At 62.9% G+C, this 13900-nt stretch carries 8 protein-coding genes; all 8 read right to left on the bottom strand.

Translation table 11 applies throughout. From position 1 onward, the window contains the following. Positions 1 to 3170: serine hydrolase (locus tag ACYP01_RS03805; RefSeq protein ID WP_459678718.1), on the bottom strand; the 3170-nt coding region annotated here is incomplete at its 3' end. Then, positions 3167 to 3958: an ABC transporter ATP-binding protein gene (locus ACYP01_RS03800; protein WP_003940215.1), complete on the bottom strand. Its 792-nt coding sequence runs from the start codon at positions 3956 to 3958 to the stop codon at positions 3167 to 3169. The genes ACYP01_RS03800 and ACYP01_RS03805, both read right to left, overlap by 4 nt. Further along, positions 3955 to 5835 carry a dipeptide/oligopeptide/nickel ABC transporter permease/ATP-binding protein gene (locus ACYP01_RS03795; protein ID WP_459678717.1) on the bottom strand — a complete coding sequence of 627 codons (1881 nt, stop codon included), beginning with the start codon at positions 5833 to 5835 and terminating at the stop codon, positions 3955 to 3957. Before ACYP01_RS03795 ends, ACYP01_RS03800 begins: the two co-directional genes overlap by 4 nt. Position 5836: 1 nt before the next feature. Then, positions 5837 to 6850, bottom strand: coding sequence for an ABC transporter permease (locus tag ACYP01_RS03790; RefSeq protein WP_003940249.1), 1014 nt, complete (start codon positions 6848 to 6850; stop codon positions 5837 to 5839). A 62-nt stretch (positions 6851 to 6912) separates the two neighbouring features. Beyond that, positions 6913 to 8514 (bottom strand): ABC transporter substrate-binding protein, encoded by a 1602-nt coding sequence (locus ACYP01_RS03785; RefSeq protein ID WP_459678714.1) that lies wholly within the window; start codon positions 8512 to 8514, stop codon positions 6913 to 6915. Between the two features lie 227 nt (positions 8515 to 8741). Then, positions 8742 to 10175: an ABC transporter substrate-binding protein gene (locus ACYP01_RS03780; RefSeq protein ID WP_459678712.1), complete on the bottom strand. Its 1434-nt coding sequence runs from the start codon at positions 10173 to 10175 to the stop codon at positions 8742 to 8744. 380 nt (positions 10176 to 10555) lie between these two features. Next, entirely contained in the window at positions 10556 to 12154 is a 1599-nt protein-coding gene (locus tag ACYP01_RS03775) for an ABC transporter substrate-binding protein (RefSeq protein ID WP_459678711.1), read from the bottom strand. 144 nt (positions 12155 to 12298) lie between these two features. Continuing rightward, on the bottom strand, positions 12299 to 13900 hold the full coding sequence (locus ACYP01_RS03770) for a PucR family transcriptional regulator (RefSeq protein ID WP_459678710.1): 1602 nt from the start codon (positions 13898 to 13900) through the stop codon (positions 12299 to 12301).

Raw genomic sequence — 13900 nt, 5'->3', positions numbered from 1 at the left:
TGATCGGTGCGGCGGGCGGTCAGGGAACCGCCGGTCCTTTCCAAGACGAAATCGGCTGCGGCATCGCGGTACAGACCGCACAGCGCATCGAGTTCTTCACGTGAGGACGTGACGCGGGTGTGGGGGTCACCAGGCGAGAATGCCGGTGTCACACTGACGCCGCCTATCGAACCGATTACTTCAGCCAGAAGATCGCCGGAGAGAGCGTCCATTGCTCCACCGTTGGCCATCAGGACCACGGCTAGACCGCACGACGGCACCACTCGCAAGAACGACTGCTGGCCGAGAGTTCCGCCATTGTGGCCATGAGCCAGTACCCCGCCCCAATTGTGCAGCAGCCACGTGGTTCCCATGATGTCCGCTGACGACACGTCACCGATCTGGCGGCGCTCCTCGAGCATCGCCAGATGAGTGGAACGCTGAAGCAGTACCGGATCCTCGCGCATCGAATCCTGCGCGAACAGCAGTAGGTCTTCGGCCGTGCTGTTGATGAGACCAGCCGGGCCCATCGAACGAGGGATGAGGAATTGTGGTGTCTGCTCGAGATTGTCGACGCCGCCGACGTGCCCGACTGCGGCGCGGTGCAGTGCCGTTTCCTCGGGAAGAGTCGTGGTCTTGGTCAGGCCGAGTGGCTCGATGATCCGCTCGCGCAGAACCGCGTCCCAACTTTTACCTCGGAGAACCTCGATGATTCGTCCGGCGATGACGAAGCCGGTGTTGCAGTAGGACCAATCGGTACCGGGAGCGAAGAGTTGCACCGTCGAGGTCAGGGCTGCGACGTATCGCTCGACGCAGTCGTCGCCGCGTCCGCCGTCGATGAAGACGTCACCGTCGATGCCACTGGTATGAGTCAACAGGTGGCGAGTCGTGACCGTCTCGGTTGCTACCGTGTCGGCAACCGCGAAGTCCGGCAGAATGTTCCGAACAGGTGCATCGAGGTCGAGCAGTCCTTCTTCGACGAGTTGCATGATCAGTGTGGCCGTCCAGACCTTGCTGATCGAACCCATCTGGAACAACGTGTCAGTTGTGGCCGCGACACCGGTGCGGGTGCTGACGACACCGGAAGTGACCACGGCGCGGTCGAATCCGCTGCGGGTTGTGGTCAGGATTCCCAACGAGGCACCGGGTACCCCGTACTTCGTGCTCAGGGTGTCGAGTCGGTACTGCCAGTAGGCGGGGTCGACTGTGATGAGTGCCGGCGTGGGGGAGAGGTGACGCTCGAGCCACTCGACCAGCCTGGTGCTGTAATCCAGTCGGTGGGACGGCCGACCCGTCAACACAAAGTCGTGCGACGCACCCGGATAGACCACCAGTTCGGTCGGGGTACCGGCCAAACGCAGTCCACCGAACCACTGTTCGGCTTGATTGACCGGGCAGCGCACGTCGCTGCCGCCGTGAAGAATCAGCGTCGGTGTTGTCACCTTCGCGACTCGCCCCAACGGCGAAAGTTCCTGTACCCGAGATGACTGCGGGTCGAATTCGACCGTCTGCAGCAAGATGCCCTCGTCCGACGGGCCCGCCGTGTTCGCGATGTCGCAGACGAGGCCACCGGCGACTGCGACCGCAAACCGATCGGTGACGGACGTCAGGGCGCACGTCATGAATCCGCCGTAGCTGTAGCCCGTGAGTACCAGTTGCTTCGGATCGGCCATCCCCTCGGCGACAAGGGTTTCGACCGGTTCGAGCAGGTCGGCACGATCCGCCTCACCCCAGCCGTCCCGCACACCGTCGAAGAAGTCGTTTCCGTAGCCGTCACTTCCGCGCGGATTGATCATCAAGACCGTGAATCCCAGCGCGACCAGTTCCGCGTGGTATGCGTGCATCACGGTGGGCGTTCCGGTCCAGGCATTGTGTGGTCCGCCGTGGACGTCCAGAACCAGCGGACCGGCGCCCGCGACGTTCGGGTCGCGCAGGATCCAACCCTGAACACGGGTGCCGTCGCTGATGTCGAACCAACGCTCGGAGGCGACTGGAAACGCGACGGAAGTTGTCAGTTCCGTGTTCAATTCGGTGACCGTTTCGACTGCACGAGTCTCGAGGTCGATGACGGCGATCTCGCCGAAGGATGTCGCCGTTGCCAGCGCGACGACGGCTCGCCCGGACGTCAGGGCAAGGCCTGAGACCACTGTCTGCTCGCCGGTGAGAAGTGGTGAGACGGAGCCTGATCCGAAATCGACCTTGTGCAGTTCGGTGGAGCCGTGGTTGCGGATGCAGAAGACGATGTCGCCGTCGGCGGTGAAACTCGGTGCGCCACCGGGATAACCGGTCCCGCCCGGCATGACGTTTCGGTCGAGTCCGGACGTCAGGCTGCGGTCTTCCACTCGCTGGTCGCGGTGCAGGACAAGAAGTTCGTTGTTGTGAATGATCGGCGTGTGCCAACCGACGGCTACGACCGCGTCGCCGGCAGGTGTCCATGCAAGTGGTCCTGCGATGCCGCGTGCGTGCCCCAACATCCGCGGAGCGGAGGCGAGATCAGTCAGCGATACGGTCCAGGCGGAACTCGCCCGCGTCAGATCGGCGTCGCCGTCCATCGCCGCGGTGAAAGCCAGTTCGGTGCCGTCGGGACTGTACGCGGGATGCGAAGCGTCCCAATCGCCGTCCGTCAGCTGCCGTAGTGAGCCGGCGGCCAGATCGAACTCGAACAAGTGCGCCCGAACGCTGCCCCGGACACCGGATCCGTCGACCTTGTAGTTGAGGCGCTTCGCCACCAAGAGGCATGACGATCCGGCGGCAGTGCGGTCGACGGGGGCGCTGAAGGCGATCCGAGCGCCGTCGGGAGAGAACACCGGTGCCCCCGCGCCGAGCGGGAGCTGCGCCGTGGTGGTCAGCTGTGTTGCCGGGCCCCCGGTGGCGTCGACCTTCCACAGTTGTGGTGTGCCCGAGGAATCCGGCCGAACGAAGACCAACAGCGTCGAAACGGGATGCCAAGCCGGCGAGGTGTCGGCAGGTCCCGCGGTGAGCTGTAGTTGCGGGGAAGCCAACCAGATCGAGTGCTCGTTGGTATCCGCAGCCGGATTCGCTTCGGTACGTGCGTATGCAATGCGTCCCGACGCCGATACGGCGATGCTGGTCGGTGTAACTACGGACGCGTAATCCTGGATTCTCGCCGAACGACGTTCTTCGGCACGGGCTACGGCAGCGGGGGAGTCGAGAGTGGTCGGCGTTGTCATTGGAACATCGGCTCCCCGAATGTCGGGATCGCGGACAACAGCTTTGCCGTGTACGGCTCCTTCGGCGAATCGATCACGTCGAGAACCGGCCCGTGCTCGACGATCTCGCCGCCGAGCATGACTGCGACGTGGTCACAGACGTAGCGGATCACCGCCAAGTTGTGACTGACGAACAGAACCGTCAGACCAAGCTGCTTCTGCAGATCCACCAACAGATTCAGAACCGCGCCCTGCACGGACACGTCCAGAGCGGAGGTGATTTCGTCGGCAAGCAGAACTGCCGGTGCGGCTGCCAAAGCCCGCGCGAGGGCAACGCGTTGGCGCTGACCACCCGACAACGACGATGGGTATTCGTGCGCCTTCTCCACCGGCAGTTGGACGGTGGTGAGGAGTCGAGCGACCTCGGCAGCGCGGTCGCCGCGGCTGCGCCGAGCTTTGTCACGACGCTCGGTGGACCGCAGCGCCTCGGCGAGTGACTGGCCGATGGTCATTCGCGGGTCGAGGCACGAGTACGGATCTTGGAAGACCATCTGGATCCGGTGGCGCAGACGAGCCGTCGCGCCGCGGGCGTGAGCGACGTCCACACCGTCGAGAAGGATCTGGCCGGAACTGGGCTCGGCCAGGCCGACAGTTGCTCGCGCCAGTGTCGACTTTCCGGAACCCGATTCACCGACGAGACCGACCACCGATCCGGAGGGGATGTCGAGATTGATGTTCTTGACGGCGTGGAATTTTTTCGAACCGCTACCGAGGTGGACGTTGACGTCACGGAATTCGAGTCTGCTCATCGGATCTCCTCTGCAACAGCCAACAGTTCTTCCAACTCGATGTCGGCGGTGCTCTCCTCGGCGTCGAGGCTCTCCACCTGCCAGGCTTCGTCGACGGTGGCAAGCGGCTTGTCGCGATCGGTGCTCATGGTGGGGACCGCGGCGATCAGCGCGCGGGTGTACGGATGCTTTGCACGGCCGGCAATCAGATCGTCTACTGCGATGTCTTCGACGATTTCGCCGGCAAACATGACCAGGACACGGGTGCACATGCCGGTGATGACGGCCATGTCGTGCGAGATGAGAAGGATTGCGGCGCCGGTTTCTTCGCGAACCTCGTGGAGCAGCCCGAGGACCTCACGCTGAACGGTCACGTCGAGCGCAGTGGTGGGTTCGTCCGCGATGATCAGAGCGGGCTTGCCCATCAGACCCATGGCGATCATCGCGCGCTGACGCATACCGCCGGAGAACTCGTGGGGGTACTGCTTCGCACGCCTGGGCGCGTCGGGGATCTTGACGGCGTTCAGTCGCTCGACTGCTGCCTTCTTCGCGTCGGCCTTGCTCATACCTTCGTGGAGCCAACCGATCTCGGCGACCTGGTATCCGACCTTGAGAGACGGATTCATGGACGACATCGGATCCTGGAACACCATCGCCATACGTGTGCCGAGTTGGCGGGCAACCTTGCGCGAAGCCGCGTCGTCCGGCCGCTTGCCGTCCTTCATCAGCACGGTGCCGTCGAACTCGATGAGCCCGGCGTCGACCACGGTGGGGTGGTCGGTCAGCTGCGCAATTGCCATGCAACTCAGTGACTTTCCGGACCCGGATTCACCGACGATGCCTACGGTTTCGCCGCGATGAACTGTAAAACTGATGTTGTCGACGGGGCGACGCCAGTCGTCACCCGCGGGGACTGCGACGGACATGTTGCGGACGGTCAGTACCGCGTCTTCGTCGGTGGGCGTCGAATCGGCCTGGGCAGTTTTCCGGTTGATCGGCTTCCACTTCGGCAGGCGACTGCTGATCGGGCTGCGAACTCCCGCGCCGCGAGCAATGGCCTCGCCGAGCAGCGTGAAGGTCAAACCGGCGAGCACGACGGCGATGCCGGGGGCGAGTGCGGTGGCCGGGTTGACGAAGATCTTCGACAGACCTTCGTTGAGCATCCGACCCCAGTCGAATGCAGGCGGCTGAATGCCCAAGCCGAGGAACGAGAGTCCGGCGAAGACCACCAGGCCGCTGCCGACAGCGATGCTGGCATTGACGATGAGTGGTTCACGGATATTGGGGAGAATGTGGCGGAACAGCAGCCCGGGCTTGGTAACCCCGAGGATGCGTGCTGCGTCGATGAAGTCGCGTCCGTTGACCGACGAAGCCAGTGCGTACGTCAACCTCGCGAACGGCGAGGCCAGGGCGAGACCGATGGCGATCACCGCGCTGCCAGCACCCTGTCCGAGAACGACCAACAGGAAGATCGCGAGGAGCAGTCCGGGGAATGCGATGGCGAAGTTGAGGAATGCCACGACCATGCGTCCGACCCAGCGGGGAGCGAGCGTCGGGAGCGTACCGAGTATCAGGCCAATTGTGACACCGAGTGCGACGGCTCCGAGAGCCATGAGCACCGACAGTCTCGCGGCGGTCATCGTGCGGGCGAAGACGTCACGCCCGCCGGCGTCGGTGCCGAAGATGTGCTCGGAACTCGGTCCCTGAGACAGTGCCTTCGGGTTGGCTGCGACAGCGGCGTCACCCCAGATCATCGGTCCGAAGATGACGAGGGCGATCAGAGCGGTCAGGAAGGTGAGGGCCAGGATTCCCAATGGGGTGCGGAACGTTCCGACGATCCAGTGTCGTCGCGGGGGCGTCTTGGGGGCCGCAGTGGGGGCCGTAGGTGAGGTGCTCAACTCAGTTCTCCCGAATTGTGGATCGTGGGTCGATGAGAGCGAGCACCACGTCGACGATGAAATTGATGAGAAGGACGATGGCGCCGTAGATCACGACCAGTGTCTGGGCGAGCGGGTAGTCCTTCTCGGTGATGGACTTGACCAGCGCCATGCCCATGCCGGGCCAGGCGAAGATGCTCTCGATGAGCACGGTGCCGGCAATCAGACCCCCCAGGAGGAGTCCGGCGAGCGTCAGCGTCGACGTCATGAGGTTGGGCATTGCATGACGGAAGTAGATTCGTGCCACGGGCATTCGCTTGGCGCGCGCCGTACGGATGTAGTCCATGTCCAACACGCCGAGCGCCTCTGCACGGACGATGCGCGACATCGAGGCGATGGCACCGATCGACATGGCCGCGACCGGGAGGATGTAGCTTTCCGGTCCACCTCGGCCGGCGACGGGCAGAACAGGGAACGTGACGGCAAAGAGGTAGACCAGCGCCGTACCGAACATGAACTCGGGGATCACGGCGATGGTGCCCGACGTTGCGGTGTAACCGATCTCGACTCCGCGTCGTCGACCGTTGCGGGTCAGTGCAGCGAAGATGAGGCCGATCGGAATGCCCACTAGCAGCACCGTGACGACTGTGAGTACAGCCAGTTCGAGTGTTGCCGGTAGGCGGGACGCGATCACCTCGAAGACCGGAGTCCTCAAGGTGATCGAGTCACCGGGATTCCCGCTCAGCAACCCGCCGACGAATCGGAAGTACTGCTGCCACAAGGGAAGGTCGTAACCGAGCTGAGACCTCGTTGTCTCGACCAGTTCGACCGGTGCGTTCATTCCCAGAGCCAACCGAACCGGGTCTCCCGGAATCAGTTGGAGCATCAGGAACGCCGCAGTCACCAGCGCCCAGAGTGAAATCACGAAGGTGCCGAAACGACGCAGAAGATATGCGGGCCAGCTGTCAGACTCGAGCCACTTTGCTCGAGCCTGAGGCGCCGCTTCTGGTTTCGCGGCTTCAATAGTTTGACTCATGGGCTGTCTTTCCGGAGGGCGGGATGCTGGGGCGGGAAGATATTTCAGAGTGGGCGGACGGCCTACTGGTAGAGACGCAGCGCAGAACCGTTGAGCGACTTGCCGAATGAGAGTCCGGCCTTGTTGAAGTACACGTTCATGACGGAGTCTGCGAAGGGCACGGCCGCGATCGTCTTGGTGAGCTCCGACTCGGCGTCGGCCCAAGCGTCACAAGCGTCGCTACCGGTCAGACCGGAAGCCTTGGTGGCTGCTGCTTCGTAGGCGGGGTTGCTGACCGATCCGAAGTTCTTGCCTGCTGCGGGAACCGGCCCGGCAAAGTACGCAGTGAAGGTGCTGGGCAGCGAGGAGTTGACCTGGACCCAGGCGATGTCCCAGGCAGAGTTGTCCTTGCCGCTCAGAATGACGTCGATGATCTTGTTCGAGTCGCCCCCGGTCACCTCGACGTTTGCGCCGAGTTCGGACCACGCCGACTGAGCAAGTTCGGCCGCCGCGTTGCGCGGATCGTCGGTGCCGTCGTACACGAGGCGGAGATTGAGCGGCTTGCCATCCTTGCTTCGCTTGCCGTCAGCGCCGGCGGTCCAACCAGCGCCGTCCAGTGTTGCCTTGGCGGCAGTGAGGTCGAAGTCCGGAATGTTGCCTGCGACAGAGTCGTAAACGCAGGCGCGCGGTTCGACGGCGACGAGGCTGGTTGCCCGGACCCCGTGTCCGGCGGTGATGACCTGAGTGAGGTCGTCGAGATCGACCGCTTGGATCAGGGCCTTGCGCACTGCGGGATCGCTGGTGGGATTACTCGCGATCTGGTTGAAGTACATCTGGCCTGCCGGCAGAGGCCGACCGACGGAGTCCAGATTGGCTGCCGCGACGCGGTCCTTGTCCGGACCGGCGATCGGAGCCGCGTTGAGTTCACCCGAGAGCAGCTGATTTGCGGCGGTGCTCACGTTCGGCGACATGGCGGCGACGACCGTCTTGGGGACGCCCGGGGTGTCGGAGGTCGTGCCGTCGGGGCCCCAGTTGTAGCCCTCGCGACGCTGGAACGTGTAGTGGTCGTTGGCGGCAACTTCGGTGACTTCGAACATGCCGGTGCCGAGCGACTTCTTGTTCGACGCTGTCGGATCTTTCAATCCGGCCTCGCACAGGATCGGCAGGCGACCGACGTTGAGAAGAAGGAACGGGCTCGGCGCCGGAGTGGTCACCGTGACACTGCGCGTTGCCGGATCGGCAGTCGCAGTGGCGCCGGTCGGTACGGAGGACCCGCGCAACTGTGAACCGTTGTCCGGGTTGGCCACGAAGTTGATGTTGTCCGCGACGGTCTGCGGTGTCAGCGTCGATCCGTCGGTACAGGTCACCCCGTCACGGATGGTGAAGGACGCCGAGGTCGGGGTCTCCTCCCACTTCTCCGCCAACCACGGTCCGACTTCACTGGTATCGGGATCCTGGTAGATCAGGTAGTCGTACGCCAAACGAGACAACTCGGCGGTCGCCGAGGCGGCCGACATGATCGGGTTGAGTGCACCCGGATCGGCCTGCAGGGCGAAACGGAAGGTCCCGTCGGTGGCCGGTTCACCGCCACTGGCGCCCGAGGACGTGCCTCCCGAGCCACAAGCAGACAACACGAGCGTGAGCCCTGCGGCTGCCGCAAGTGTTGGATAGGAGCGGTGTTTCATGGTGCCTCCGGGATGGAGCTGGGGCCCGAGCGAAGTTCGAGAGGGCGCGGTTGAGTGTTGACTGCTAAATCTTGGCGTATGACGTGACGCGCATCTCTGTCGATCCTCACGAAAATAGGGTCGATTTTCGTCCGCTCCCACGAAAATCGGCATGATCAGTGAATACCTGTCCATATGCGGACAGCGACCGGCGAAACAGGACGATTTCCCCGGTCGCTGCAGCACGGTTACTCGTACAGCCGAAGAGCGGAGCCGACGTAGTTGCGTCCGAAGGCGAGCCCCGAATTGGAGAAATACTGCGTGGTGATCTGGTCGGCGAACGGAATCGCGGAATTGGCTTTGACGATTTCCGACTCGGCCTCCGCCCATGCGGAGCAGGCGGAATCGCCGGTGACCGCTGACGCCTTGGCTACCGCTGCGTCGTAGTTCGAATTGGAGATGGACGCGAAGTTCAGTCCGTCGGCCGGAACGGGGCCGGAGAAGAAGGGCACGAGCATGCTCGGCACTGCAACGTTGATTGTTTCCCACGCCACGTCCCATGCGGAGTTGTCCTTGCCGCTCAGTGCGACGTCGAGAATCTTGTTGGCATCGCCGCTGATCAGTTCGACGGTTGCGCCCAGGTTCGACCATGCTGTGAGTGCAAGATCTGCCGCGGCGTCGGACGAGTCACCGAGTGCCTCGTAGAGCAGTCGGATTCGCAGCGGCGCGCCGTCCTTGCTCCGCTTGCCGCCGGCTCCGATCTTCCAGCCCGCCGTGTCGAGAGTTGCTGCCGCTGCTGTCGGATCGAAGTCGGGTACGTTGCCGGCGACCGAGTCGTAGACGCACGCGCGTGGTTCGACGGAGACCATCGTGCTCGAACGTGTGCCACGTCCTGAGGTGTAGATCTCGGCGAGGTCGTCGAGATTCAGCGACTGGACGAGAGCCTTCCGCACCGCCGGATCGCTTGTCGGATTACCCGGCATATGGTTGAAGAACATGTCGCCGGACGGGAAGGGTTGCTTGATCGTATCCAGCGGCGCAGAGTTCAATCGGTCCTGATCCGCGCCGGACACCTGTGCAGCGTTCAGATCGCCTGCCAGAAGTTGGTTTGCAGCGGTGCTCATGTTCGGGACGATCGACGCGACGACGGTTTCCGGTAGACCGGGCGTAGTAGAGGTCGTATCGTCGGGTCCCCAGTCGTAGCCGTCGCGCCGGGCGAAGGTGTAGTGATCGTTTGCGACGGACTCGGTCATCTGGAACATGCCGGACCCGATGGTGGTCTTGTTCGCCGCTGCCGCATCTGCCAATCCCGCCTCGCACATGATCGGCAGGCGTGCCAGGTTGAGAAGCAGAAACGGGGACGGTTCCGGGGTAGTGACCGTCACCGTCCGGGCCGCGAGATCAGCAGTGGCAGTTGCAGTTGCCGGCACGTAGACCCCACGGAGAGCAGACCCCTTGGTCTCGTCGGTGACGAAGTTGATGCTGTCTGCGACGGTGCGGGCGGTCAGCGCAGATCCGTCGGAGCACGTGACACCGTCACGAATGGTGAATCCGGCTGAAGTGGTTGTCTCTGACCACTTTTCGGCCAGCCAGGGCCCGGCGTCCCCGGTTTCCGGATCGACGTGAATCAGATAGTCGTAGCTGAGACGCGCAAGACTGTGGGCGTAAGTGGACGTGGTCATCAATGGATTCAGCGCTCCTGGGTCACCGAACAGTGCCAGCCGGAATGTTCCGTCCGTGACGGGTCGGCCGTTGTTGCCGCCGGGTGACCCTCCTGACGAACAAGCAGATAAAAGAAGGGTCGCGCAGCCGGCGACTGCCAGCACGACACAAGTACGTTTCTTCATGGAGCCTCCGGTGGCGGAATCCTTGACCCAAGGCGAAAACAGATGCGGCGGGCAAGGAACGAATGACGATTGGACGACACTAACGTGGCGACCCCTCAGTCGTATCGTGGCGATTCACGAAAGTTCGGAGACTCTTCGTAGTGAGTTACGGTCGCCCTGCCCGGTCGACTCTGAGCGTCTGTGCACAGTTGTCGAACGGGCAGGACGTCGAAGCGCTACTGGTACAGGCGCAGGGCCGAACCGGTGAAATTACGGCCGAATGCCAGACCCGCATTGTTGAAGTAGAGAGTCGTGATCTTGTCGGCAAAAGGTACCGCGGAGTTTGCTTTGATGATCTCCGATTCGGCGTCTGCCCAAGCGGCACAAGCATCCTCGCCTGTCAGTCCGGAAGCCTTGGCGACGGCTGCGTCGTAGGCAGGGTTGGAGATCGACGAGAAATTGAGTCCCGCAGCTGGCACCGGACCGGAGAGGAAGGGTACGAGCATGCTGGGCAGCGCGACGTTGATCGGCTCCCACGCAACATCCCACGCGGTGTTGTCCTTGCCGCTGAGTGCTACATCGAGGATCTTGTTCGAGTCTCCGCTGGTGAGTTCGACAGTTGCGCCCAGATTGTTCCACGCGTTGAGTGCGACGTCGGCGGCAGCATCGGTCGAGTCACCGAACGTTTCGTAGACCATCCGAAGTCGGAGCGGTGTGCCGTCCTTGCTGCGCTTACCGTCGGCACCGATTTTCCAGCCCGCTGATTCGAGAGTTTCTGCGGCTGCACTGGGATCGAAGGCCGGCAGGTTTCCGGCGACAGAGTCGTAGATGCAGGCCCTCGGTTCGATGGACACCATCGTGGTAGACCGGGTTCCGCGGCCGGCGGTGAAGATCTCGGCGAGGTCGTCGAGATTGAGCGCCTGGACAAGGGCTTTGCGCACGGCCGGATCGCTGGTCGGATTACCCGGGCTGTGATTGAAGAACATCTCGCCTGCCGGAGCCGGCTGCTTGACCGTGTTCAGGTTCGCGGCATTCAATCGGTCCTGATCGGCGCCGGAGACGGCGGCGGCATTCAGATCACCGGACAACAGCTGATTCGCAGACGTACTCGTATTGGTCACGATGGACGCGACGACATTCTTGGGCACTCCGGCAGTGTCGGAGGTGGTGTCGTCAGGTCCCCAGTTGTATCCGTCGCGCCGGACGTACGCGTAGTGATCGTTCGCCACGGCCTCGGTCATCTGGAACATGCCCGATCCGAAGGTCGTCTTGTTTGCCGCCGTCGGATCCTTCAACCCTGCCTCGCACATGATCGGAATCCGCGCCAGATTGAGGAGCAGGAAGGGAGAGGGCTCCGGAGTCGTAACCGTCACTGTCCGTGTTGCGAGGTCGGCGTTGGCAGTTGCAGTTGCCGGTGCGTACACCCCGCGGAGAGCGGATTTGTTTGCGGCGTTCGTGATGAAGTTGACGGTGTCTGCGACAGTCTGAGCAGTCAGGGCGGATCCGTCCGAACAGGTGACGCCGTCGCGAATGGTGAACGACGCGGAAGTAGTTGTCTCTTCCCATTTTTCGGCCAACCACGGCTTGGTTACGCCGGTATCGGGATCTGGGTTGAGCAGATAGTCGTAGCTCAGACGTGCCAGTGCGTGTGCCGGTGAAGCTGCGGTCATCAGCGGATTCAATGCGCCGGGGTCGGCCACGAGTGCAAATTTGAAGGTGCCGTCGGTGAGGGGCTCACCCCCACCTGAGCCCGACGAGCCACCCGACGAGCATGCGGTCAGGGCTAGGACGGTGCCGGTTGCCGCGGCCAGTAGTGCGTAGGACCGTTGTTTCATGGTGCCTCCGGAAGGTGAAGTCCCGACCCGAATGACGGAGGTCCGTCGAGTGGGGAGCAAAAGACGATTGCATGAATCTTCACCCAACGAAAGAAGGAGAGCATCGTCCGAATTTACGAAGGTTCCGTGAGATTTGGTAGATCGCTACGACGCCGCCGGATAAAAGAGACGAATCTGGAGCATCAGACTGAATCGCGTCTCGGGGTCGTCGAGATCGATGCCGGCAATTCCGGCAAGCTTCTTGAGGCGGTACCGGAATGTGTTGACGTGGATGTGAACCAAGGATGCAGCCGCCGGAATGTCACCGAACGTGTCGAGCCAGGCGCGGAGTGTGTCGACGAGGTTGATGTCGTGCGTGCGGTCGTATTCGCGTAGAACGGCGAGTGGACCCGACGCGGTCTCGTTCTCGTCAGCCAGGGCGTCGGAGAGGCGTAGAAGCAGGGAATTGATCTGCACGTCGTCGGCACGCGCGACGGTCCGGCCCGAGGAATTCCACGTCGACCTCAGAACGCGAAGCGCTCGGTCGGCTTCGTCGCGTGACTTCTCCAGCGTCATCACGTCGGTCACCGTTGCACCGATTCCGATGACCACCGACTTTTCCGAACGGGAACGGTCTGCAAACTCCGACGCGATCCGACGCACGTAGTCGTCGTCGGTCTGGTGCCGGGTGTGTGGGATGACGGCGTAGACGGTGCCGCCGATCGCTGCCGCCACCGACAGCGGAAATACTTGGTCGAGATAGGTATTGAGTGTCAGGGCTAGTTGATCGACGTCGGCTTCGGCCTCCAACGACGCGCCGGCGCCGCCACGGAAGCCGGCCGCCAGCACGGTTGCCTTCGAACGACCGTAGCCCAGTCGCTCGGCCGCTTCCTTGGCCGAAGTGCCGCCACTGAGTAGTGTGATCACTTCACCCAGCCTCAGCCGTCGTGCCGAATCCGCGGCCAGTTTGGCGCGAAGCAAACTCATGGCGGCCACGCCCGCAGCCTCGACGAGCGTTTTGACCTGCAATTCGTTCGGCTCCTCGTCCAGGATCACCCAAATCGAACCGAGGATTTGAGATGCCGCATGTATTCGCATGCCGACTCGGGGCCTGATGCCCGGCCCGATACCCGGTAGAAAGACAGGAAGGGCCGAGCCGTAGATCTTGTTGAAGTACCCCATGGACCTGAGTCGGTCGGAATAGTGCTGCGGCACTTGATGTCCGAGGACACTCTGCTTACGTGCTTCGTCGCCGAAGGCTTGATCCGCCGAGAACGCGAGGATCCGGCTCGACTGATTCTCGATGGTGACCGGGCCGTTCAATACCTGAGCGATCGAGTTGGCAAGATCGAACAGGTCGGCGTCGGCGGCCGACGTGCGGTCCCCGTTGTTGCCGGATTCGAGGATCTCGTTGATCAACGACGCGCTTTGCAGCCAGCTTGCATCCTTGACCATTCCGAGGAGTGCGACGTCGGTGTCGGCCACCGCCTTCTCGACGAGGCCGTCGAAGTCCAGGGGCTCTTTGACGATCAGCGCTACCGCCCCTGCCGAGCCGTATTCTCTTACCGCCGTTGCGATATCGGCCGAACCTGCGAGACCTGCGCCGAGTACGACGGCGCCCGCACTGTCCTGGGTAGCTTCGGACCCTTCGTGCAGGGTCACGCGGCTGACAGTGCGGGCGCCGTCGACGGTGTCGCCACCGCTGAGGAACGTCATTCCCAGTCTGTCGACGATGTCGACGATCGATACTCCCGTAGGTGTGGTCAC

It is taken from the genome of Rhodococcus sp. no. 34 (assembly GCF_054589475.1).
The sequence above is the reverse complement of the archived record's forward strand: the minus strand, read 5'-3'. Positions and strand labels throughout refer to the sequence as shown.